Origin of the sequence: Streptomyces mangrovisoli (genome assembly GCF_000974985.2) — a bacterium.
In the GTDB taxonomy this organism is placed as follows: domain Bacteria; phylum Actinomycetota; class Actinomycetes; order Streptomycetales; family Streptomycetaceae; genus Streptomyces; species Streptomyces mangrovisoli.
This window is the reverse complement of record NZ_LAVA02000008.1, coordinates 16,519-39,345: the sequence shown is the minus strand read 5'-3', so window position 1 is coordinate 39,345 and position 22,827 is coordinate 16,519. Positions and strand designations below refer to the sequence as shown.

Below are 22,827 nucleotides of genomic sequence, written 5' to 3'. Positions count from 1 at the left end.
TCCCTTTCCGGCGGTTCCGACTCTATCAGACTCTTTCGGCGTCCGATTCCCTGTCGGCGGGCTTGTCTTCCCGGCCTCTCGGCCGTTCCGACGAGTGAGACTTTAGCGGATTCCCGGCCCCCGCGCTAATCGGCGGCCTGCGTCCTTTCGAACGCGGATTCCTCATTTCGCAAATACACACGCCAATAAAACGACGGCAGCCGGATCGACAGCAGTCGGTGTAGAGGAGGTGGTGCGGAATGGCTGTCCGGGGCCGACCGGAGTCGGTGCTCACGTCGGACAACTCGGAGAACACTACGGATCGGCGTGGGGTGTGTCAACCTCCGGCGGAAGGACCCCCTCCGGGCGTACCGTGGACCGCATGACGACGCGTACGTGCACCCAACTGTGGTGGGCCGCCTGACGGCGGCCGTAGTCACGTATGCACCAGACGGCCGCCGCTTCGGCGGCCGTTCGCGTATCCCCCTCCAGCTTCCGGGGCCGGCCGCCGGGACGGCGGCCACGACGTGGAGGTGGAAGAGACATGACGCGAGTCTTCAGCGGGGTCAAGCCGACCGGGCATCTGACGCTGGGGAACTACCTGGGCGCGATGCGGCAGTGGGCCGAGGTGGACCAGCACCGCTCGGACGCCGTCTTCTGCGTGGTCGACCTGCACGGCATGACCGTGGACCACGATCCGGCGCGGTTGCGCAGGCTCACCCGGCAGACGGCCACGCTGCTGCTCGCGGCGGGGCTGGATCCGCGGTTGTGCACGGTGTTCGTGCAGTCCCATGTCGACGAGCACGCCCGGTTGTCGTACGTCCTGGAGTGTGTGGCCACCGACGGCGAGATGCGGCGGATGATCCAGTACAAGGAGAAGGCCGCGCGGGAGCGGGAGCGGGGCGGCAGCGTCCGGCTGTCGTTGCTGACGTATCCGGTGCTGATGGCGGCGGACATCCTGGCGTACGGCGCCGGGGAGGTGCCCGTCGGCGACGACCAGGCCCAGCACGTGGAGCTGGCGCGGGACCTCGCGGTGCGGTTCAACCAGCGCTACGGCCACACCTTCGTGGTGCCGCGGGCCACGCTGCCGACGGTGGCGGCGCGGGTGATGAACCTCCAGGAGCCGGCTTCGAAGATGGGGAAGTCGGACGACTCCGGGCCGGGCATCGTCTATCTGCTCGACGAGCCGGACGCGGTGCGCAAGAAGGTCATGCGGGCCGTCACCGACAGCGCGGGCGAGGTCGTGTACGACCGGGCCGGGCGGCCCGGGGTGACCAATCTGCTGGAGATCCTCGCCGCGTGCACGGGCGCGGACCCGGAGCGGCTGAGCGCGGACTACTCGTCGTACGGCGCTCTGAAGAAAGACACGGCGGACGCCGTCGTGGACGTGCTGCGGCCGCTCCAGGAACGCCATCGGGCGCTGTGCGCCGATCCGGCCTATGTGGACGGGGTGCTGCGCGAGGGTGCCGCGCGGGCCCGGGGCATGGCCCGGCCGACCGTCGACGCCGCCTACCGGGCGATCGGGCTGCTGCCCGCCGTGGCCGAGGAGCCCGCACCCGCCGAGGTGCCGGCGCCCGGCGGGGAGGTGGCGGGCGCGGTCCGGTAGGCGCGCGGACCCCCGGTGGGGACGGGCCTCACCGGGGGCGGCCGACTCAGTCCTTCTTGCCGGTGGCCAGCTCGCGGCTGCGGTCGCGGGCGGCCTCCAGCGCGGCGATGAGGGCGGCGCGCACGCCGTGGTTCTCCAGTTCGCGGATGGCGTTGATGGTGGTGCCCGCGGGCGAGGTGACGTTCTCGCGGAGCTTGACCGGGTGCTCGCCGCTGTCGCGGAGCATGGTGGCGGCGCCGATCGCGGACTGGACGATCAGGTCGTGGGCCTTGTCGCGGGGCAGGCCGAGCAGGATGCCCGCGTCGGTCATGGCCTCGACGAGATAGAAGAAGTACGCCGGTCCCGAGCCGGAGAGCGCGGTGCACGCGTCCTGCTGCGACTCCGGGACGAGGAGCGTCTTGCCGACCGCGCCGAAGATCGACTCGGCGGTGGTGACGTGCTCGGCGGTGGCGTGGGTGCCGGCCGAGATGACGGACATGGCCTCGTCGACCAGGGCGGGGGTGTTCGTCATGACGCGGACGACCGGGGTGCCCGCGGCGAGCCGCTCCTCGAAGAACGAGGTGGGGATGCCGGCGGCTCCGCTGATGACCAGGCGGTCGGCCGGGATGTGCGGCGCGAGCTCGTCGAGCAGGGCGCCCATGTCCTGCGGCTTGACCGTGAGGATCAGGGTGTCGGCGTTCTTGGCGGCCTCGGCGTTGGTGACCGGGGTGACGCCGTGCCGCGCGCGGAGCTCCTCGGCCCGCTCGGGGCGGCGCGCGGTGACGAGGAGGTCGGCGGGGGCCCAGCCGCCCCTGATCATCCCGCTGAGCAGGGCTTCGCCGATCTTGCCGGTGCCGAGAACTGCCACTTTCTGGGTCATGCGGTTCAGTCTGGCACCGGCGCGCGGGGGCCGGGGGGAGGTGTCCGGCTGGCGGGACGTGGGACGGCGGGCGGGCAGGGAACGGCCGGCGGGCTTGGGACGGTCGGCGGGCCGGCGGTTCCGGGGGCCGCGGGTTCAGGGGGTGCGACGGCGCAGGGTCGCGGCGCCGAGGCCGAGGACCAGCAGCGCGGAACCGGCCACGATCAGCACGTCCCGGACGAAGACCGCCGTCATGTCCGTGTGCTTGAGCACCTCGTTCATGCCGTCGACGGCGTACGACATCGGCAGCACGTCGGAGATGGCCTCCAGGACCGGGTGCATGTTGCTGCGGGGGGTGAACAGGCCGCACAGCAGCAGCTGCGGGAAGATCACCGCGGGCATGAACTGGACGGCCTGGAACTCCGAGGCGGCGAACGCCGAGACGAAGAGGCCGAGCGCGGTGCCGAGCAGCGCGTCGAGCAGCGCCACCAGGAGCAGCAGCCACGGGGAGCCCAGCACGTCGAGGCCGAGGGCCCACACCGCGAGGCCGGTCGCGAGCGCCGACTGGATGACCGCGAGGGTGCCGAAGGCGAGGGCGTAGCCGGCGATGAGGTCGCCCTTGCCGAGCGGCATGGCGAGCAGCCGCTCCAGGGTGCCGGAGGTGCGTTCGCGCAGCGTGGCGATGGACGTCACCAGGAACATCGTGATCAGCGGGAAGATGCCGAGCAGCGAGGCGCCGATGTTGTCGAAGGTGTGCGGGCTGCCGTCGAAGACGTACCGGAGCAGGACCAGCAGCAGGCAGGGGACCACGATCAGCAGCGCGATGGTGCGCGGGTCGTGGCGCAGCTGGCGCAGTACGCGGGCCGCGGTGGCGGTGGTGCGGGAGAGGGTGAGCGCGCCGCCGGGCGGGGTGGGAACGGCGGGTGCGGCCGGGGTGGGCGCGGTGGTGGTCATCGGGTCGTCGTCTCCTTGGCGCGGGACGCGGCGGCCGCCTCGTCCACCAGGTGCAGGAAGGCCGCCTCGACGGTGCCGGCGGGGGTGAGGGCGCGCAGGGCGTCCGGGGTGTCTCCCCCGGCCTCCGGCCGGGAGGTGCCCCCAGCGAGGAACAGGCCCTCCCGCATGAGGAGCAGGCGGTGGCAGCGCTCGGCCTCGTCCATGACGTGGGAGGAGACGAGCAGGGTGACCCCGCGGTCGGCGGCGATGTCGTGGAAGAGGTTCCAGAGGTCGCGGCGGAGCACGGGGTCCAGGCCGACGGTGGGTTCGTCGAGGACGAGCAGGTCGGGCGCGCCGAGCAGGGCGACCGCGAGGGAGACCCGGTTGCGCTGGCCGCCGGAGAGGTTCCCGGCGAGGGCGTGGGTGTGGCTGGTGAGGTCGACGTCCTCGATGACCCGGGTGACGTCGGCCCGGCGGTGGTCGGCGAGGGCGCGGCCGGGGTGCAGGATCGCGGCGAAGTACTCCAGGTTCTGACGCACGGTCAGGTCGTCGTAGACCGACGGGGCCTGGGTGACGTAGCCGATCCGGGTGCGCAGGCTCGCGTCGCCCGCGGGGCTGCCGAGGACCTCCAGGGTGCCGCCGACGTTCGCCTGGGTGCCGACGATCGCTCGCATCAGGGTCGTCTTGCCGCAGCCGGAGGGTCCGAGGAGGCCGGTGATCCGGCCGCGCGGGACGGTGAAGTCGAGGCCCTTCAGGACCTGACGGCTGCCGCGGACCACGGTGAGTCCGGCGGCGTGGACGGCCGGGGGGCTGTCCGCGGACAGTGAATTCATCATGCGATGAATACTGCTCGGGCGGGGGTGGGGCGTCAAGGGCCGACCGGGGTCGGGATCACGTGGGTCGGCGTGGGTGCGTGGGCCTGGGGGCGGCTGGGGCTGAACGCCCTAGGACCTGACGATCGGCGGGGGCTGAACGCCCAAGGACCTGACGACCGGCGGGGGCTGCACACCCGAGGACCTGGCGACCCGCCCTGGGGGCGCGGGAACCGCGCGGCCGGCCGCGACGTGCCCGCAGGGGGAACAGGCTCGGTGCGCGGCCGCGGGTCGGTGGGACCTGCTCGCGCAGTTCCCCGCGCCCCGGAGGGGGCTGGGGGTCAGGGGGCGAGGGCCACGAGGAGTTGTACGTCGTACATCTCCTCGACCATGCCGTCGGGGAAGACCTCGCGGACGTGCTCGCGCTCCTCGGCGAGGAACGCGGTCCGCTCCGCCTCCTCCTGGATCAGGAACATGGAATGGCTGCCGATGTTCGCGAGGTGCGTGTCGATCGGCACGGTGCGGCTCCACCGGACGGTGCGGCGGACGAAGTCGAGCAGGCCCGTCGGGTCGGCGAGCGCGACGCGGGCCCCGCTCCCGTTCTTCTCGACGGCCGGGTTGGCGCCGAAGCGGCGGCCGATACGGTCCGCCTGCGCCGCGGTCCACGGCACCCCGCGCGCGTCGGTGTTCCACCACAGGGCCAGCGCCCCGCCGGGCCGCAGCACGCGCAGCGCCTCGGGCGCGGAGCGGGCGGGCTCGGTCCAGTGCCAGGCCTGGGCGTAGGTGATGAGGTCGGCGCTGGCGTCGGCGAGGGGCAGCGCGTCGCCGACGCCGCGGACCACCGGCACGGTGGGGAGCATGCGCCGGAACTCGGCCGCCATGCCCTCGCCGGGCTCCACGGCGACGACGTCGGCACCCCGCGCGTGCAGCAGCCCCGTGGCGATCCCGGTCCCCGCGCCCACGTCGACCACCCGGGCTCCGGCGAGCGGCCGGCCGGCGAGCTCCTCCACCGCGTCGAGGAGGGCCGGCGGGTAGGAGGGGCGGTTCGCGGCGTACTGGGCCGCCGCGGCGTTGAAGGAGTGGGCGCGGGCGCTGTGGGACGGCTGCGGAGTCGTGGTCATGAGGCCATGGTGGCCCCGGGGGCTGTGCACGGCGGGGGATTTTGCCGGGGCTTCGGCCCGGCGGAGCCTTTGGCGGTCAGGCGCGGCGGCGCTTCTTCGAGGGGTTGCCGGTGCGGCGGGAGGCGCGGCGGGCGTGCTCGGCGCGGGCGGTCTCGTACTCGCTGCGGTACAGCCCCTCGCCAGGGGCCTCGGTCAGGGAGCGGACGAAGTACGCGGCAAGCGAGCCGACGAATCCGATGGCCAGCAGGCCGCGCAGGGACGACTGGCGCTCGGGGTCCGGGTGCTTGCGGAAGCTCTCCCAGGTGTGGCCGAACGCGAGCGCGCTGCAGATCGCGAACATGCCGACGACCAGTACGGAGACGAAGGTGCCGATGTCGGCGATCTCCAGGCCCTGGTACGCGAAGCGCAGCACCAGGCAGGACACGACGACGGCGACCAGCGCGCCCGCGGCCACGCCGGCCCGGCGGAGGGCGTAGCCGTTGTCGCGCTCGACCCAGGTGGTGCCGAAGAAGCGGAGGGGCTCGGGGCGGGGGCCGCGCGTGCCCGGGGGGTCGTCCGGGGTGCCGTGTTCGTCGCTCACCCGTCGATTATGGCTGGCCGGGTCCGCGGGCCCGGTCCCCGGCCAGAAGGAACGGGGCTCCCGGCCCAGGTCCGAGTGCGGGCCCGTCTCAGCTGGTCGCGCAGTTCCCCGCGCTCCTTCCGGGGCGCACAGCCCGAAGCCCCTGGAAGGGGCGCGGGGAACTGCGCGAACAACCACGACGGAGCCGCGGCCCCCGAACCACCGACACCCACCACCCCCGGCCGGGCCGGGACCGGGACCGGGACCGGGGCCGGGACCGGGCCCCGTGGTCCCGGTCCCGGACGGGACGGCGAACCGCCGGACGGCTAACCGCAGCGGCTCGCCACGTAGCCGTCGCTCCCCGTGTGCACATACGCGTCGGAGACGAACTCGCCGTTGCCGATGTTGTCCCAGATGTTCGAGGTGCCGTAGTAGCCGGCGACGCTCGTGCCCGGCGTCTGGCAGTAGATCGGCACCGAGGCGCCCTCGGCCAGCGTGCGCACCAGGCTGTAGCTGGTGCCGGGGCCGCTGCGCACGTTCAGGCGGACGCCCGGCGCCACCGCGTAGTAGTGCAGCGTGGTGGCCGCGACGAGCGCCTCCGGCTCGGCGCCTTCCCCGGCTTCCTCCACCGCTTCCGCACGGTCGACAGACATGATGACCCTCCCCCGTCGAACCCCATGACGTTCATGGGGTTCCGTTGATTCCCATAAAAGATGCCACGAAACACCCCTCCACGATTCGCACGTGAGTGCCAGCAAGTCGCCTCTGTCTCGTACGCACCATCGACTAGGCTCCGAGCGTCGCGCGCGCGGACGAACAGCACGGGGGTGGTCCCATGGCGCCACGCAGGAACACCGGAGCGGGCGCGGAAGCGGACCTTCCCGAGTACGCCGGTCACTACCGTCTCGAGTCCTGCCTCGGCGCGGGCGGGATGGGCGTCGTCCATCTGGCGCGGAGCACGTCGGGCCGGCAGCTCGCGGTGAAGGTCGTGCACGCCGAGTTCGCCCGCGATCCCGAGTTCAGGGGCCGTTTCCGGCAGGAGGTGGCGGCCGCGCGGCGGGTCAGCGGGGCGTTCACCGCGTCCGTCGTGGACGCCGACCCGGAGGCCGAACGGCCGTGGATGGCAACGCTGTTCATTCCCGGCCCGACCCTCTCCGACCATGTGAAGCGGAACGGTCCGATGGCGCCCGCGCAGGTGCGCCGGCTGATGGCCGGGCTGGCCGAGGCGCTGCGCGACATCCACCGCGTGGGCGTGGTGCACCGCGATCTCAAGCCCAGCAACGTGCTGCTCGCCGAGGACGGTCCGAAGGTCATCGACTTCGGCATCTCCCGGCCCGCGGACAGCGAACTGCGCACGGAGACCGGCAAGTTGATCGGCACTCCGCCCTTCATGGCGCCCGAGCAGTTCCGGCGGCCGCGGGAGGTGGGGCCCGCCGCGGACATCTTCGCGCTCGGCTCCGTCCTGGTCCACGCGGCCACCGGACGCGGCCCGTTCGACTCCGACAGCCCCTATGTCGTCGCCTACCAGGTCGTGCACGACGACCCGGACCTGACGGGCGTACCGGACGATCTCGCGTCGCTGGTGGAGCGCTGCCTCGCCAAGGAGCCGGAGGACCGGCCCACTCCGGACGAGCTGATGCGTGAACTGCGCTCCGTGTCGGCGTCGTACGACACCCAGGCCTTCATCCCCGCCCAGCGCACGGACGAGCCGGGGGCCGGTGCCGCCGCGGCGCGGACGGACGAGGCGGAGGGCGTGGAACCGGCCGCCGACGCACCCGGAGCGCGGCCCGCGGGCCGGCGGCTGCGGCGCCGACTGGGCGTCGCCGCCGGGGTGTTCGGGCTGCTGGCGGGCGGCGGACTGGCCTCGATGGCCTGGTCCGACCAGGCCGGCGGCGGCAACGGCACGGCCAGAACCACCGGCTCCCCCGCCACGGCCGCCGCGTTCCGCGCCTGGGCGGTCAAGCCCGTCACCGGCTCGGGCGGCGCGCCCGAATGCTCCGCCGGGGCAGGCAGGTTGCTGTGCGCGCGCCCCGGCGTGGTCTTCGCCGTCGACCCCTCGGACGGCTCCCTGCTGTGGCGCCGCGCCGTCGCCACGACCCGCTGGAGCGGACCGCCCGTCCTGGCCGGTGGCCTCGTCCAGCCGCCGTCGGACCACGGCCGCAGCCTCCAGGCCCTCGACCCGGCCACCGGCAAGCCCGCCTGGCAGCGGACGTTCTCCGCCTACAGCGGGGTGCTGCGGGCCGGGGACACCCTGGTGCTCACCGGCACCGACGGGACGGCGACCGGGGTGGACGCCGCCACCGGACGCACCAAGTGGCACCGGCGCGTCCCCGGCCAGGGCACGGCCGGCTTCACCGCCTTCGCCGGGGACGACGACCACGCCTATACGACGACCGTGTCCGCCGACGGCTCGACCACGCGGGTCGTCGCGGTGGACGCGGACACCGGCGCGGTCGCCTGGGACGCGCGGCTGAAGGGCACGCTGCGGCCGGTCGCCGCCCAGGACGGATCGGTGTTCTTCCTGTCCCTGAGCTCGACCTACGGCTACGCGGACGCCGTCGTCCGCTACCGGCCCGGCTCCGCCGCCACCCGCCGGGTCGCGCTGCCGGTGCCGCGCGAGGATCCGCAGGCCACCGTGGCCGGGCATGTCGTCCATGTGCTGGGCGCCGCGGGCTCGCTGGACGCGATCGACATGGACAGCGGCAAGCGGATGTGGCACCTGGAGACGTCCGTCAGCCGCGGTTCGCTGCCGGTGGCCGACGCCGAGCACGTGTACGTCAGCGCCGCGGACGGCCGGCTGCTCGCGGTCGACGCGCGCTCGGGCCGGCTGGTCGGGCAGACCCCCGCCCGTATCGGCGGGGCCGCCGACCGGGTGCCCGCGGTGCTGCCCGAGCCGGTCGTCCTCGGCCGCCGGGTCTGCGCGACGGCGCCGGACGGCACGGTGTTCACGGTGGACGGGCGGGACCCGGCGGGCTGGTGAGCCGCCGAGCCTCCCGGGCCTCCCGGGCCTCCCGGTCGCCGACGGCCAAGGGTGTTCGCGCAGTTCCCCGCGCCCCTGAGAGTCTGCCTGCGGCTCCGTCGTGGCTGGTCGCGCAGTTCCCCGCGCCCCTTCCAGGGGCGCCTCGGCAGCCGCGCCCCACAAGGGCGCGGGGAACTGCGCGAGCAACCCCCACCGGACCGCGGGCACACTCTCAGGGGCGCGGGGAACTGTGCGAACGGCACCTCCCAATTCCCCTTCGCTCGCGGCCGGATACGGCGAAGGGGCCGCCCCCACTCGGGAGACGGCCCCTTTCCGGGCGTATCAGCCCAGCTTGCTCACGTCGCGCACCGCGCCCTTGTCCGCGCTGGTCGCCATCGCCGCGTAGGCCCTGAGCGCCGCCGAGACCTTGCGCTCGCGCTTCTTCGGCGCGTACACCCCGCCGAGCGCCTGCTCGCGGCGGGCCAGCTCGGCCTCGTCGACCAGCAGCTCGATGGTGCGGCCGGGGATGTCGATGCGGATGCGGTCGCCGTCCTCGACGAGGGCGATCGTGCCGCCGGACGCCGCCTCGGGCGAGGCGTGGCCGATGGACAGGCCCGAGGTGCCGCCGGAGAAGCGGCCGTCGGTGATCAGCGCGCAGGTCTTGCCGAGGCCCCGGCCCTTGAGGAAGGACGTCGGGTAGAGCATCTCCTGCATACCGGGGCCGCCCTTGGGGCCCTCGTAGCGGATGACGACGACGTCGCCGTGCGTGATCTGCTTGTTGAGGATCTTCTCGACGGCCTCCTCCTGCGACTCGCAGACGACCGCGGGACCCTCGAAGGTCCAGATCGACTCGTCGACGCCGGCCGTCTTCACGACACAGCCGTCGACCGCGAGGTTGCCCCGCAGGACCGCGAGGCCGCCGTCCTTGGAGTAGGCGTGCTCGGCGCTGCGGATGCAGCCTTCCTCGGCGTCCTCGTCCAGCGCCTCCCAGCGCTCGGACTGGGAGAACGCCTCGGCGGAGCGGACGCAGCCGGGGGCCGCGTGCCACAGCTCGACGGCCTCGGGGGACGGGGAGCCGCCACGCACGTCCCAGGTCTTCAGCCAGTCCGACAGGGACGGGCTGTGGACCGCGTGCACGTCCTCGTTGAGCAGGCCCGCGCGGTGCAGCTCACCGAGCAGGGCGGGGATGCCGCCGGCCCGGTGCACGTCCTCCATGTAGTACGTGCGGGTCTTGGCGACGTTCGGGGCGACCTTCGCGAGGCAGGGGACCCGGCGCGAGACCGCGTCGATCTCCTCCAGGCCGAAGGTGACGCCCGCCTCCTGGGCCGCCGCCAGCAGGTGCAGGATCGTGTTGGTGGAGCCGCCCATGGCGATGTCGAGCGCCATGGCGTTCTCGAAGGCCGCGAAGGTGGCGACGTTGCGCGGCAGGACCGTCTCGTCGTCCTGCTCGTAGTAGCGGCGGGTGATGTCCATGACCGTGCGGGCCGCGTCGACGTAGAGCCGCTTGCGGGCCGTGTGGGTGGCGAGAACCGAGCCGTTGCCGGGCAGGGACAGGCCGATCGCCTCGGTCAGGCAGTTCATCGAGTTCGCGGTGAACATGCCGGAACAGCTGCCGCAGGTCGGGCAGGCGTTCTCCTCGATCCGCTGGATGTCCTCGTCCGAGATCTTGTCGTTCACGGCGTCGGAGATCGCGTCGACCAGGTCGAGGGTGCGGACCGTGCCGTCGACGAGGGTCGCCCGGCCGGACTCCATCGGGCCGCCGGAGACGAAGACCGTCGGGATGTTGAGGCGCAGCGCCGCCATCAGCATCCCGGGCGTGATCTTGTCGCAGTTGGAGATGCAGACCAGGGCGTCGGCGCAGTGCGCCTCCACCATGTACTCCACCGAGTCGGCGATCAGGTCGCGGGAGGGCAGGCTGTAGAGCATCCCGCCGTGGCCCATCGCGATGCCGTCGTCGACGGCGATCGTGTTGAACTCGCGCGGGATGCCGCCCGCCTCGGTGATCGCCTCGCTGACGATCCGGCCGACCGGCTGGAGGTGCGTGTGGCCCGGCACGAACTCGGTGAAGCTGTTGGCCACCGCGATGATGGGCTTACGGCCGATGTCCGCACCCGGTACACCGGAGGCGCGCATAAGGGCGCGGGCGCCCGCCATGTTGCGGCCGTGGGTGACTGTGCGGGACCTCAGCTCGGGCATCGTCGCTCGCTCCTTCAGAGACACTGCGATCAGAGATTTCTGATGGCACCGAGCGTACGCCGGTCATCCAGGGGGCGGGACGGAGTGTCCGGAATGCGGGATGCGTGTCTCGGAGGAGGGGGGCCCGCGAGGCCTCGCCGGCAGCTGCAGAGGGGCGTCCGCGGGACCTCGCCGGCACCTGTGGAGGGGCGACCGCGGGACCTCGCCGGCACACCGCGGGTCCTCGCAGGCACCTGCGGCGGCCCGCGCTACGGCCCCGTCAGATGCCCCTGCACCACCGGCGCCACCCGGCGCACGATCTGCTCCACGTCGGCCGAGGCGAGCGGCTCCACCTTGATCACGTAGCGGAGCATCGCGCACCCCACCAGCTGGGCGGCCGCGAGCTCGGCGCGCAGTTCCGCGTCCGGCAGGTCGAGCCGGCCGGCCACGCGGCGCATGACCTGGCTGACGACGAGCCGGCGGAAGACGGCCGCGGCGGCCTCGTTGTTGACCGCCGAGCGCACGATCGCGAGGAGCGGGGCCCGGGTCACCGGGTTCTCCCAGATGCCGAAGATGAAGCGGGTGAGCCGCTCGCCGACCTCGGCGAAGGGGACCTCGGCGAGCGCCTCGGCGTTCAGCGCGGGCGCGAAGGCCAGCTCGACGGCCGCCTCGAAGACCTGGTCCTTGGTGCCGAAGTAGTGGTGCACGAGCGCCGAGTCCACCCCGGCCGCCTTGGCGATGCCCCGCACGGACGTCTTCTCGTAGCCGCGTTCGGAGAATTCCTCGCGGGCCGCGGCCAGGATGCGGTCGCGGGTGTCGGCGGACTCCGCGCCCGGCGGGCGTCCCCGCCGCCGGGCCGGGGCCCCGGTCACGGCCGGGGCACCTTCGCCGCGGAGGCCAGGTGCAGCCGGGTGAAGGCCAGGGCCTCGGCGAGGTCGGCCTCCCGCTCGGCGCTGGACATGGCGCGGCGGGTGTTGACCTCGATGACGACATGGCCGTCGAAGCCGGTGAGCGCGAGCCGCTCCAGCAGCTCCGCGCAGGGCTGGGTGCCGCGGCCGGGCACGAGGTGCTCGTCCTTGTTGGAGCCGTTGCCGTCGGCCAGGTGTACGTGTCCGAGGCGGTCGCCCATGCGGTCGATCATCTCGGTGGCGTCGGTGCGGGCGGTCGCCGTGTGGCTGAGGTCGATCGTGAAGTGCCGGTAGTCGTCCTTGGTGACGTCCCAGTCGGGGGCGTAGGCGAGCATCTCGCGGTCGCGGTAGCGCCAGGGGTACATGTTCTCCACGGCGAACCGCACGTCCGTCTCGTTCGCCATCCGCCAGATCCCGCCAACGAAGTCGCGCGCGTACTGGCGCTGCCAGCGGAACGGCGGGTGGACGACGACGGTGCTCGCGCCGAGCTTCTCCGCGGCCGCGCGGGCGCGCTGGAGCTTGACCCACGGGTCGGTCGACCACACCCGCTGCGTGATCAGCAGGCAGGGCGCGTGCACGGCCAGGATCGGGACGCGGTGGTAGTCGGAGAGGCGGCGCAGGGCCTCGATGTCCTGGCTGACGGGGTCGGTCCACACCATGACCTCGACGCCGTCGTACCCGAGGCGCGCGGCGATCTCGAAGGCCGTCGCCGTGGACTCCGGGTACACGGAGGCCGTCGACAAGGCGACCTTCGCATCCGGGATGCGGACGACGTCCCTTGGTTCTGCCACGCAGGACAGGTTACGGGGTGCGAACACCTTGATGCGGGGTCGCTCTTCGCCGTTGTGAGTTTCCCCATGGGCGGGGACCGGGTCCCCGTGTCACGGCCACCCCCGCGTCCACGCCCTCTGCCCCCGCGCCCCGCCTTGGGCACGTCCGCCACGCCGGTCCCGTGCGGTCCGGTCCTACGTCCGCCACGCCGGTCCCGTGCGGTCCGGTCCTACGTCCGCCACGCCGACCCCCTGCGGTCCGGCCTTACGTCCGCTACGCCGACCCCATGTGGTCCAGCCTGCGCAGGATCACGCCCTCACGCAGTGCCCAGGGACAGATCTCCAGGTTCTCCACGCCGAACAGGTCCATCGCGCCCTCGGCGACCAGGGCGCCCGCGAGGAGCTGGCCGGAGCGGCCCTCGGAGACCCCGGGGAGCTCGGCGCACTGGTCGGCCGTCATGGAGGCCAGCCGCGGCACCCACGCCTCCAGGGACTCCCGCTTCAGCTCGCGCTGCACATAGAGGCCGTCGGCCGAGCGGGCCGCCCCGGCGATCCGGGCCAGCTGCTTGAACGTCTTGGAGGTGGCGACCACGTGGTCGGGGGCGCCGAACCGCGCGAACTCCCCGACCGTGCGGGCGATCTGCGCCCGGACATGGCGGCGCAGCGCGCGGATGTCGTCCGCTGCGGGCGGATCGGCGGGCAGCCAGCCCGCGGTGAGCCGGCCCGCGCCGAGCGGCAGCGACACCGCCGCGTCGGGCTCCTCGTCGATGCCGTACGCGATCTCCAGGGAGCCCCCGCCGATGTCGAGGACCAGGAGCTTGCCGGCCGACCAGCCGAACCAGCGGCGGACCGCGAGGAAGGTGAGCCGGGCCTCCTCGGCGCCGGTGAGGACCTGGAGCTCGACCCCGGTCTCGGCCTTCACCCGGGCCAGGACGTCGTCGGCGTTGCTGGCCTCGCGGACGGCGGAGGTCGCGAACGTCAGCAGGTCCTCGACGCCCTTGTCCTCCGCGGCCTGGAGCGCGTCCTTGATGACGCCGATCAGTTTGTCGACCCCTTCGGGCCCGATGGCCCCGCCCTCGTCGAGGAGCTGGGCAAGGCGCAGATCCGCCTTGTGCGAATGCGCGGGCAGCGGGCGTGCGCCCGGGTGGGCATCCACCACCAGCAGATGCACCGTGTTCGAACCCACGTCGAGGACACCGAGTCTCATGTACGGAACGCTACTGCCACCTGGGCGTTTCTCAGTGCCCCGAGCAGTGCCTGAAGGGCCTTCGGGCGACTTACCCTGGACGGGTGCCAAAGACGAAAAAGGCGAAGACCGACAAAGCTGCCAATTCTGCCGACGGTCCTTCGCGGGTGAAGCCGCCGAGGCAGTCGAAGCGGGCCGGGCAGGACCGCGTGGCCGACGAGAAGGGACTGGACTTCCCCCGCGCGTGGGTGGAGTTCCCTGATCCGGCGGACGACGAGCAGGTCTTCCGGTGCGATCTGACATGGCTGACCTCTCGCTGGAACTGCATCTTCGGCAGCGGCTGCCAGGGCATCAAGGAGGGCCGGGCGGCCGACGGCTGCTGCACGCTGGGGGCGCACTTCTCCGAGGAGGACGACGAGAAGCGGGTGGCCGGACATGTCGCGCGGCTCACCCCGGAGATCTGGCAGCACCACGACGAGGGCCTGGCGAACGGCTGGGTCTCGGAGGACGAGGACGGCGACCGGCAGACCCGGCCGTTCCAGGGCAGCTGCATCTTCCAGAACCGGCCCGGCTTCGCGGGCGGCGCGGGCTGCTCGCTGCACATCCTCGCCCTGAAGGAGGGGCGCGAGCCGCTGGAGACCAAGCCGGACGTCTGCTGGCAGCTGCCGATCCGGCGGACGTACGACTGGATCGACCGGCCCGACGACACCCGCGTGCTCCAGATCTCCATCGGGGAGTACGACCGCAGAGGCTGGGGTCCGGGCGGCCACGACCTGCACTGGTGGTGCACCTCGGCGACCTCCGCGCACGGCGCGGGCGACCCGGTGTACGTCTCCTACCGGGCGGAGCTGACCGAGCTGATGGGCAAGGAGGGCTACGACCTCCTGGTCGGCCTCTGCGAGCAGCGGCTGGCCGCGCAGCTGCCTCTGGTGGCCCCGCATCCCGCGGATCCCGTCGGCTGAGCCGACCGGGCGGCGGGGCGGGCGTATGGGCCCGTCCGGCCGTGCCGCCGTACCGCCTCGCGCGCCCATGGGACTACGGGCGGGGCGGGGCCGCCGGGCGGCCCGAACCGGACGGCCGGACCGAAGCAGGTGCCCGTACCGGACCGGGCGACGGCGCCTAGCCGTCATGACCGCCGTGGTGGCCGCCGCCGTTCCCACCGCCGCCGCCACCGCCACCACCGCCTCCTTCGTCTCCTTCTTCCCCGCCGTCTCCGTCGTCGGACGGGGACGGCGGGTCCTGGGAGCCGGAGCCGGCCGAGGTGCTCGGTGTGGGGTCCGGGTCGGAGGGCGGGGGCGACGACGGGGATGCGCTGGACGTGCCGCCCGAGGCCGCCGGGGCCGTCGGTGTGGGGTCCGGGTCGGCCGAGCCGCCGGGCCGGGACGCGGTGGGCGTGGGCACCGGGCCGTGACCGTCGATCGTGACGACGGCGCCCGCGGGCGAGACCGCCACCCGCGCGCTCCAGGCGCCGGACGGCTCGCGCAACGGGTCGACCTGCACCTGGATCGTCACCGACCGGCCCGGTTCCAGGGTTCCCGAGGTCCGGCTGAGCCGGAGCCAGGAGGCGGGGGTCACCGCCGACCAGCGCACCGGGTCGGGCCCGGACGCGGTCAGGGTGATGAGCGTGGTCGTCCCGCTGTTGCTCGCCTTCACCGCGAGCCGCTCGGCCCCCTTGCCCGCCCCGGCCACGCTGACGACCTCCACGGACACGCCCGGCCTCGCGCCCTTGCCGGAGGCGTGGCCGCCCGGCGGGGTGCCGGCGTTCCCGGCGTTCTGGTAGCCGTCGCCGGCCGCCGCGCCGGAGCCGCGCTCCTCGCCGACGCTGGCCGCGCGGCCGTCGCCGCCGTCGCCCGCGGGCTCCCCCCGGTAGGCCGCCCACAGCGCGAGCACCGGGGCCGCCACGACGGTGGCCACGACGGTCGTGGTCACGGCCCGCGCGCGGATGCGGTCGCGCCGGGCCGCACGGTCCTTGGGGTCCATGGGGAAGCCCCGCCGGTCGAAGCGCGGGACGGCGGCGCCCCGCGCGCGCGGGTGGTGCGTCGGCGCACCGCACAGGGCCGCGCGGGGCGCCTCGAGCACGGGCAGCAGGTCGGGCGTGACGGTGGCGCCGGGCCAGCGGCCGGGCACCGCGCGCTCGGCGGTACGGCGGCAGCGCGGGCAGTCGTCGACATGCCGGACCAGTTCGCGCCGGACCGCCGCGCTGAGCACGAGCTGGGGGTCGCCGGTGAGCCGGGCCACGCCGGGACAGGCGCCGGTCTCGACGACGGCGAGCGCGGCCCGGGTGCGCTCCACCTCGCAGGCGGCGGAGGAGAGCAGCTCCCGCGCGGCCGGGGTCTCCAGGCCGAGGACGGCGGCGACCTCGGCGGCGTCGAGGTGATGGCGGACGGCCAGTTCGAGCGCCTCGCGCTGCTCGGGGGTGGTGCCCGCGGCCTCGGGCCAGGCGAGCAGGGCCAGTTCGCGGCGGCGCTGCTCCTGGACCTCCGGGGCCGGCGCCGGGACACCGTCCTGCGTCCCGTCGGCGTCGGGGCGGCCGGCCGCGTGCGTGCCCTGGCGCCGCTGCCGGGCCTCGGCGAGCTTGCGCAGGCACGCCCAGCGGGCCAGCGCGTACAGCCAGGCGCGGCGCCGGCCCGGGCCGACCGGGCCGCGGTGGCCGCGCCGCTCGGCGACGGCGAGGACGTCGGCCAGGGCCGCGGTGGCCGCGTCGTGATCGCAGAGCACGGACATGCAGTACGTGAACAGGCCGTCCAGATAGGGCTCGTAGCGCGCGGGGGGCCGCTGCGCCCGCGCGTGCGCCGTGGCAGCGTCGCGCGCTTCCCGGTGCGCCCGGTGTGCGCCGGTGGTGCGGGTCGAGGTCTCCGGACTGCTGCTCATCACCCGTGCGACCGTAGGCGCCGCCGGACGACCCGTTCCTCACCCTTGAGCACATTTAATCCGTACGGGTGAAACGATCCCTCATAAGGGGACAGGAAACCGTCATCCCATGGCTCGCCCATGACGGGGTGTGTCGAAACGGGGGCGCGTACGGGGACCGCGGCAGGGGTGGCGGGGGCGCGCGCGGGGGCCGTGGCACGGGTGGCGGGGACCCGCGCCGGTGGGGCGAAGGGCCCGGTCCGCATCCGTCCGGGGCCGCGTTGTCGGTGCGGGCGGTTACGGTTTCCGCATGGCCACCCGTACGAAGACCACCAAGGACCGCCCGTCCTACCGCTGCACGGAGTGCGGCTGGCAGACGGCCAAGTGGCTCGGCCGCTGCCCCGAGTGCCAGGCCTGGGGCACGATCGACGAGTACGGCACGCCCGCGGTCCGCACCACCGCCCCGGGCCGCGTCACCACCTCCGCGGTGCCCATCGGCCAGGTCGACGGCCGCACCGCCACCGCCCGCACCACCGGCGTGCCGGAGCTGGACCGGGTGCTCGGCGGCGGGCTGGTGCCCGGCGCGGTCGTGCTGCTCGCGGGCGAACCCGGCGTCGGCAAGTCCACCCTCCTGCTCGACGTGGCCGCGAAGTCGGCGAGCGAGGAGCACCGCACCCTCTACGTCACGGGCGAGGAGTCGGCGAGCCAGGTCCGGCTGCGCGCGGACCGCATCAAGGCGCTGGACGACAACCTGTATCTCGCCGCCGAGACCGACCTGGCGGCCGTGCTCGGGCACTTGGACGCGGTCAAGCCGTCGCTGCTGATCCTGGACTCGGTGCAGACCGTCGCCTCCCCGGAGATCGACGGCGCGCCCGGCGGCATGGCGCAGGTCCGGGAGGTCGCGGGCGCCCTGATCCGTGCCTCCAAGGAGCGCGGCATGTCCACGTTGCTGGTGGGCCATGTCACCAAGGACGGCGCCATCGCGGGTCCCCGGCTGCTGGAGCACCTGGTGGACGTCGTGCTCCACTTCGAGGGTGACCGGCACGCGCGCCTGCGCCTGGTCCGCGGTGTCAAGAACCGCTACGGCGCGACGGACGAGGTCGGCTGCTTCGAGCTGCACGACGAGGGCATCACGGGCCTCACCGACCCGAGCGGACTCTTCCTGACCCGGCGTGACGAACCGGTCCCCGGGACCTGTCTGACGGTCACGCTGGAGGGCCGCCGCCCCCTGGTCGCCGAGGTGCAGGCGCTGACCGTCGACTCGCAGATCCCCTCGCCCCGGCGCACCACGTCGGGCCTGGAGACCTCCCGTGTCTCGATGATGCTCGCGGTGCTGGAGCAGCGCGGCCGCATCAGCGCGCTCGGCAAGCGGGACATCTACTCCGCGACGGTGGGCGGGGTGAAGCTCTCCGAGCCCGCCGCCGACCTCGCGATCGCCCTGGCCCTGGCGTCCGCGGCGAGCGACGTCCCGCTGCCGAAGAACCTCGTCGCGATCGGCGAGGTGGGCCTCGCGGGCGAGGTCAGGCGGGTCACCGGCGTGCAGCGCAGACTCTCGGAGGCGCACCGGCTGGGCTTCACGCACGCGCTCGTACCGGGCGATCCGGGCAAGGTGCCGGCCGGCATGAAGGTCCTCGAAGTGGCGGACATAGGGGACGCGCTGCGGGTCCTGCCGCGCTCCCGCCGCCGAGAGGCCCCACGGGAGGAGGAGGACCGCCGGTAGACTTTGCCCTGGTCTCGCCCGTCCGTACGAACCGAGTGCGCGCGGCGGGAGCGCCCCAGTACCTGCGACCGGAGGAATGCAGTGGCAGCCAACGACCGGGCATCGGCTCCCGGAAAGTCCGGCGGGAGTGCCGGTTCCGAGGGCCTGATGCGCGCCTCGCTGAGCGCCGTGGCACCGGGTACGGCGCTCCGTGACGGCCTGGAGCGGGTGGTCCGCGGCAACACCGGCGGGCTGATCGTGCTGGGCTCCGACAAGACCGTCGAGTCGATGTGCACCGGCGGGTTCGTGCTGGATGTCGAGTTCACGGCGACCCGGCTGCGCGAGCTGTGCAAGCTGGACGGCGGGATGGTGCTCTCCTCGGACCTGTCGAAGATCCTGCGCGCGGGCGTGCAGTTCGTGCCGGACGCCACCATCCCGACCGAGGAGACGGGCACCCGGCACCGCACCGCCGACCGGGTCAGCAAGCAGGTCGGCTTCCCGGTGGTGTCGGTCTCCCAGTCGATGCGCCTGATCGCGCTCTACGTCGGCGGCAACCGGCGCGTCCTGGAGGACTCGGCGGCGATCCTGTCCCGCGCCAACCAGGCCCTCGCCACCCTGGAGCGCTACAAGCTCCGCCTCGACGAGGTCGCGGGGACGCTGTCGGCGCTGGAGATCGAGGACCTGGTCACGGTCCGCGACGTCTCGGCGGTGGCGCAGCGCCTGGAGATGGTGCGCCGGATCGCCACCGAGATCGCCGAGTACGTGGTGGAGCTGGGCACCGACGGCCGTCTTCTGGCGCTCCAGCTGGACGAGTTGATCGCGGGCGTGGAGCCGGAGCGGGAACTGGTGGTGCGGGACTACGTGCCCGAGCCCACCGCGAAGCGCTCCCGCACGGTCGACGAGGCGCTGTACGAGCTGGACGCCCTCTCCCACGCCGAGCTGCTCGAACTCGCCACGGTGGCGCGGGCGCTGGGCTACACGGGCTCGCCCGAGGCGCTCGACTCCGCGGTCTCGCCGCGCGGCTTCCGGCTGCTGGCGAAGGTGCCGCGGCTGCCCGGCGCGATCATCGACCGGCTGGTCGAGCACTTCGGCGGGCTCCAGAAGCTGCTCGCCGCGAGCGTCGACGACCTCCAGACGGTGGACGGCGTCGGCGAGGCCCGCGCCCGCAGCGTCCGCGAGGGCCTGTCACGGCTCGCCGAGTCGTCGATCCTCGAACGGTACGTCTAGTGCTGTGACCTTTCCGGTCGCAGCACTGGGGACCCGTCCACCAAAGACACGTCCGGGAGTACGGCACGGGGTGCGCCCAGGGGGACGTCCACGGGCACTCCGCCCGGCGGGGCACGTGTCCGGGAATGGCCGTTCCGCCTGACGGTGCCCCTCTCGGTTGGCTACTGTCCTCCGCGTGGACGCACGTTCGAAGGAGTCCTTCCGGTTCTGCGTGCTGGGTCCGCCGCGCGCCTGGCGGCACGGCACCGAGCTGGCGCTGGGACCGCCCCAGCAGCGCGCCGTCCTCGCCCTGCTGCTGCTGCGCCGCGGCCGGGCGGTCGGCGTCGGTGAACTCGTGGACGGGATCTGGGGCGCCGAACCGCCGGCGGCAGCGGTCTCCGTGCTGCGCACCTACGTCTCCCGGCTGCGCAGACTCCTCGAACCGGAGCGGCCCGCCGGGGAGGCGCCCCGGCTCGTGGTGTCCCTGGGCGACGGCTACGCCCTGCGCGGCGACCACATCGTCAGCGACCTCGACCGGTTCGAGGACCTGGTGGCCCGCGCCGAGGCCCGGCACGCCGCGGGCGACGGCCCGGACGCCGTACAACTGCTGGGCAGCGCTCTGGAGTTGTGGGACGGAGTGCCGCTCGCCGGGGTGCCGGGGCCGCGTGCGGAGGTCGAGCGGCGGCAGCTGGCCGAGCGGCGGACGGCCGTCCTGGAGGCGCGGCTGCGCATCGAGGTCGGCCTCGGCCTGCACGAGCGGGCACTGCCCGAACTGACCGCCCTGTACGCGGCGCATCCGCTGCGCGAGTCGCTCTGCGAACTGCTCCTCACCGCCCTGTACCGCGGCGGCCGCCGGGCCGAGGCGCTCGACGTGTACGACCGCACGCGCCGCACCCTCGCCGACGAACTCGGCATCGAACCCGGCCCACGGCTGCGCGCGCTGCACGCGGGGCTGCTCGCGGACGGCCCCGGGCCCGCCGACGCGGGCACGGGCGGTCGCCCGGCCGGGTCGGACGGCGGCGTACGCGCCCCTCACCCGGACGTGGAGGACGAAGCAGGCCGCGCCCACCCGGAGTTCGACGAAACCACCGTCACCGACACCGGCCCCGGAGACGTCACCGACACCGGCCCCGGAGCCGACGGCCGGGACACGCACACCGGCCAGGAACCGCACCCGGGCCCCCAGCACGTCGTACGGCCGAGTCAACTGCCCACCGACCTGGCGACGTTCACCGGACGCCGGACCCAACTCGACTGCTTCGCCGCACTGCTGCCGCACCGGGAACAGCCGCAGGCCACGGTGATCGGCCTGATCAGCGGGATGGCCGGGGCAGGAAAGACGACCCTCGCGGTGCACTGGGCGCACCGCATCGCGCACCGGTTCCCCGACGGCAGCCTCTACGTCGACCTCCGCGGCTACGGCCCGTCGGCGGCCCGGACGGAGCCCGGCGAGGCGATCGGCACGTTCCTCGTCGCGCTCGGGGTCGCCCCGCAGGAGGTCCCCGAGGGACTCGACGCGCAGGCCGCCCTCTTCCGCAGCGTGCTGGCCGGCCGCCGCGTCCTGATCGTGCTGGACAACGCGGTGGACACCGAGCAGGTCGGGCCGCTGCTGCCCGCCGCCCCCGGCTGTCTCGTCATCGTCACCAGCCGCAGCCGGCTGAGCGGTCTGGTGGCCCGGCACGGCGCCCGGCCGCTGACGCTCGGCCCGCTCTCCGCCGAGGAGTCCCTCGAACTGCTGGCCAGACGGCTGGGCGGGGCGCGCGTCGACGCCGAGCCCGAAGCGGCGCGGGCCATCGTCGGACTCTGCGCCCGGCTGCCGCTGGCGCTGTCGATCGTCGCGGCGCGCGCCGCGCTGCACCCCGGCTTCCGGCTCGCCGACATCGCCGCGGAGCTGCGCCAGGACCACGGGAGCCTGGACGCCTTCTCCGGCGGCGACCTCGGCACCGACGCCCGCGCCGTCTTCTCCTGGTCGCACCGCGGCCTGTCGCCCGAGGCCGCGGTCCTCTTCCGGCGGCTCGCCCTGCATCCGGGCCCCGACATCACCACCGACGCGGCCGCCGCCCTGGCCGATCTGGCGCCGCGCCGGGTGCGCACGGTGCTGACCGAGCTGACCGGGGCGAGTCTGCTCATCGAGCGGGCACCGGGCCGGTTCGTCTTCCACGACCTGCTGCGCGCGTACGCGACGGAACTCGTCGAGGCCGAGGACGACGCACCGGCCCGCGCCGCGGCGCTGCTCAGGATGCACGACCACTTCCTGCTCAGCGCGCATCACGCCTCCGTCGTCCTGGACCCGTTCCGCGAGGTGATCCCCCTGCCGACGGGCACAACGGACGCGGCGCCGCTGCGGTTCAGCGACCGCGCGCGGGCGACCGCGTGGCTGCGCACCGAGCGGTACGTGCTGCGCGAGATCGTCGGCCACGCCGCCGCCCACGGTTTCGACGCCCACGCCTGGCGCACCGCCGCCGCCCTGGACGTCTACTTCAACCGGCTCGGCTACTGGCACGACCTGCTGGAGATCAACACCGCGGCGCTGCGGTCGGCCCGCACGCTGGGCTCCGTGACCGGGCAGGCGTACTCCCTGTGCGGGCTGGGGGTGGCCCACTCCCAGCTCAACCACGCGGCGCAGGCGCGGGACCACCTCGAACAGGGCCTGGAGCTGTTCCGCGCGGCGGGCCACGCGAGCGGCCAGGCCCGCGCCCATCGCGGGCTCGCCTACCTGTGCAACCGGACGGACCTGCGCGACGCCGCGCTCGACCACTACGCGCGCGCCGTCGAGCTGTACCGGTCCGAGGGCGACGTCAGCGGCGAGGCCGGCGTGCTGAACCAGGTGGCGTGGACGTACATCCTGATCGGCGAGCACGAGCAGGCGCTGCGGCGCTGCACGGAGGCCGTCCTGCTCTACCACGAGCAGGGCGACCCCTACGGGGAGGCGTCGACGCAGGACACCCTCGGCTACGCCCTGCACCACCTCGCCCGGTACCCGGAGGCGATCGAACGCTTCGAGCTGTCGGCGCGGCTGTTCCACGGGATCGGCGACCGCTTCCTCGAAGCGGACGTGCTGAGCCATCTCGCCGACGCCCACCTCGCCACCGGCGACCGCGACGCCGCGCGTACGGCCCTGGCGACCGCGCTGGCCCGGCTGGAGGAACTCGCCCACGCGGAGGCGGACGTGGTACGGCGCCGGCTGCGCGAACTGGACGGGGAGGCCGAACCATCCCCGTGACAT

At 73.9% G+C, this 22,827-nt stretch carries 17 protein-coding genes; 6 read left to right on the top strand and 11 right to left on the bottom strand.

Features of this window, described 5'->3' with window-relative positions; translation table 11 throughout:
* The first annotated feature begins 523 nt into the window (after positions 1 to 523).
* Positions 524 to 1,585, top strand: coding sequence for a tryptophan--tRNA ligase (gene trpS, locus WN71_RS04150; RefSeq protein WP_046581658.1), 1,062 nt, complete (start codon positions 524 to 526; stop codon positions 1,583 to 1,585).
* Positions 1,586 to 1,631: 46 nt separating this feature from the next.
* On the opposite strand, the gene proC is transcribed toward trpS, so the two are convergent.
* From proC to WN71_RS04120, 6 genes are all read right to left on the bottom strand, one after another.
* A complete protein-coding gene (gene proC, locus WN71_RS04145; RefSeq protein WP_046581661.1) occupies positions 1,632 to 2,444 on the bottom strand; it encodes a pyrroline-5-carboxylate reductase in 813 nt (270 codons plus the stop codon).
* 135 nt (positions 2,445 to 2,579) lie between these two features.
* Positions 2,580 to 3,377 carry an ABC transporter permease gene (locus tag WN71_RS04140; RefSeq protein ID WP_046581662.1) on the bottom strand — a complete coding sequence of 266 codons (798 nt, stop codon included), beginning with the start codon at positions 3,375 to 3,377 and terminating at the stop codon, positions 2,580 to 2,582.
* Complete coding sequence (locus tag WN71_RS04135; RefSeq protein ID WP_046581663.1) at positions 3,374 to 4,192, bottom strand: ABC transporter ATP-binding protein; 819 nt, start codon at positions 4,190 to 4,192, stop codon at positions 3,374 to 3,376. The genes WN71_RS04140 and WN71_RS04135 overlap by 4 nt, the downstream gene beginning before the upstream one ends.
* 317 nt (positions 4,193 to 4,509) lie before the next feature.
* Complete coding sequence (locus WN71_RS04130; protein ID WP_046581664.1) at positions 4,510 to 5,289, bottom strand: class I SAM-dependent methyltransferase; 780 nt, start codon at positions 5,287 to 5,289, stop codon at positions 4,510 to 4,512.
* 76 nt (positions 5,290 to 5,365) lie between these two features.
* Entirely contained in the window at positions 5,366 to 5,869 is a 504-nt protein-coding gene (locus tag WN71_RS04125; RefSeq protein WP_046581665.1) for a hypothetical protein, read from the bottom strand.
* Between the two features lie 305 nt (positions 5,870 to 6,174).
* Complete coding sequence (locus WN71_RS04120) at positions 6,175 to 6,501, bottom strand: SH3 domain-containing protein (protein WP_046581668.1); 327 nt, start codon at positions 6,499 to 6,501, stop codon at positions 6,175 to 6,177.
* Positions 6,502 to 6,683: 182 nt separating this feature from the next.
* Here WN71_RS04120 and WN71_RS04115 point away from each other — a divergent pair, with 182 nt between their 5' ends.
* A complete protein-coding gene (locus tag WN71_RS04115; RefSeq protein ID WP_046581670.1) occupies positions 6,684 to 8,828 on the top strand; it encodes a serine/threonine-protein kinase in 2,145 nt (714 codons plus the stop codon).
* A 321-nt stretch (positions 8,829 to 9,149) separates the two neighbouring features.
* On the opposite strand, the gene ilvD is transcribed toward WN71_RS04115, so the two are convergent.
* The 4 genes from ilvD to WN71_RS04095 form a co-directional block, all read right to left on the bottom strand.
* A complete protein-coding gene (gene ilvD, locus WN71_RS04110) occupies positions 9,150 to 11,003 on the bottom strand; it encodes a dihydroxy-acid dehydratase (protein ID WP_046581672.1) in 1,854 nt (617 codons plus the stop codon).
* 248 nt (positions 11,004 to 11,251) lie between these two features.
* A complete protein-coding gene (locus tag WN71_RS04105; protein ID WP_046581673.1) occupies positions 11,252 to 11,854 on the bottom strand; it encodes a TetR/AcrR family transcriptional regulator in 603 nt (200 codons plus the stop codon).
* Positions 11,851 to 12,681: a sugar phosphate isomerase/epimerase family protein gene (locus WN71_RS04100; protein WP_046581676.1), complete on the bottom strand. Its 831-nt coding sequence runs from the start codon at positions 12,679 to 12,681 to the stop codon at positions 11,851 to 11,853. The genes WN71_RS04105 and WN71_RS04100 overlap by 4 nt, the downstream gene beginning before the upstream one ends.
* A gap of 253 nt (positions 12,682 to 12,934) precedes the next feature.
* Entirely contained in the window at positions 12,935 to 13,867 is a 933-nt protein-coding gene (locus WN71_RS04095) for a Ppx/GppA family phosphatase (protein ID WP_046581677.1), read from the bottom strand.
* 83 nt (positions 13,868 to 13,950) lie between these two features.
* Between WN71_RS04095 and WN71_RS04090 the strand changes: the two genes are divergently transcribed.
* A complete protein-coding gene (locus WN71_RS04090) occupies positions 13,951 to 14,808 on the top strand; it encodes a DUF3109 family protein (protein WP_079177631.1) in 858 nt (285 codons plus the stop codon).
* A gap of 157 nt (positions 14,809 to 14,965) precedes the next feature.
* Here the strand turns inward: WN71_RS04090 and WN71_RS04085 are convergent, their stop codons facing one another.
* Positions 14,966 to 16,720 (bottom strand): BACON domain-containing protein, encoded by a 1,755-nt coding sequence (locus tag WN71_RS04085; RefSeq protein WP_240529554.1) that lies wholly within the window; start codon positions 16,718 to 16,720, stop codon positions 14,966 to 14,968.
* Positions 16,721 to 17,006: 286 nt separating this feature from the next.
* Between WN71_RS04085 and radA the strand changes: the two genes are divergently transcribed.
* The 3 genes from radA to WN71_RS04070 all read left to right on the top strand — a co-directional run bounded on the left by radA (position 17,007) and on the right by WN71_RS04070 (position 22,824).
* Entirely contained in the window at positions 17,007 to 18,416 is a 1,410-nt protein-coding gene (gene radA, locus WN71_RS04080) for a DNA repair protein RadA (RefSeq protein ID WP_046581681.1), read from the top strand.
* An 81-nt stretch (positions 18,417 to 18,497) separates the two neighbouring features.
* On the top strand, positions 18,498 to 19,622 hold the full coding sequence (gene disA, locus WN71_RS04075; protein WP_046581683.1) for a DNA integrity scanning diadenylate cyclase DisA: 1,125 nt from the start codon (positions 18,498 to 18,500) through the stop codon (positions 19,620 to 19,622).
* 175 nt (positions 19,623 to 19,797) lie between these two features.
* On the top strand, positions 19,798 to 22,824 hold the full coding sequence (locus WN71_RS04070; protein ID WP_063777662.1) for an AfsR/SARP family transcriptional regulator: 3,027 nt from the start codon (positions 19,798 to 19,800) through the stop codon (positions 22,822 to 22,824).
* Positions 22,825 to 22,827 lie beyond the last annotated feature (3 nt).

Coding starts and splice junctions, on each gene's coding strand:
- WN71_RS04135 (WP_046581663.1), bottom strand. CDS start 4,192: ATGATGAATTCACTGTCCGCGGACAGCCCCCCGGCCGTCCACGCCGCC.
- ilvD (WP_046581672.1), bottom strand. CDS start 11,003: ATGCCCGAGCTGAGGTCCCGCACAGTCACCCACGGCCGCAACATGGCG.
- radA (WP_046581681.1), top strand. CDS start 17,007: ATGGCCACCCGTACGAAGACCACCAAGGACCGCCCGTCCTACCGCTGC.
- WN71_RS04140 (WP_046581662.1), bottom strand. CDS start 3,377: ATGACCACCACCGCGCCCACCCCGGCCGCACCCGCCGTTCCCACCCCG.
- WN71_RS04115 (WP_046581670.1), top strand. CDS start 6,684: ATGGCGCCACGCAGGAACACCGGAGCGGGCGCGGAAGCGGACCTTCCC.
- trpS (WP_046581658.1), top strand. CDS start 524: ATGACGCGAGTCTTCAGCGGGGTCAAGCCGACCGGGCATCTGACGCTG.
- WN71_RS04095 (WP_046581677.1), bottom strand. CDS start 13,867: ATGAGACTCGGTGTCCTCGACGTGGGTTCGAACACGGTGCATCTGCTG.
- WN71_RS04120 (WP_046581668.1), bottom strand. CDS start 6,501: ATGTCTGTCGACCGTGCGGAAGCGGTGGAGGAAGCCGGGGAAGGCGCC.
- WN71_RS04130 (WP_046581664.1), bottom strand. CDS start 5,289: ATGACCACGACTCCGCAGCCGTCCCACAGCGCCCGCGCCCACTCCTTC.
- proC (WP_046581661.1), bottom strand. CDS start 2,444: ATGACCCAGAAAGTGGCAGTTCTCGGCACCGGCAAGATCGGCGAAGCC.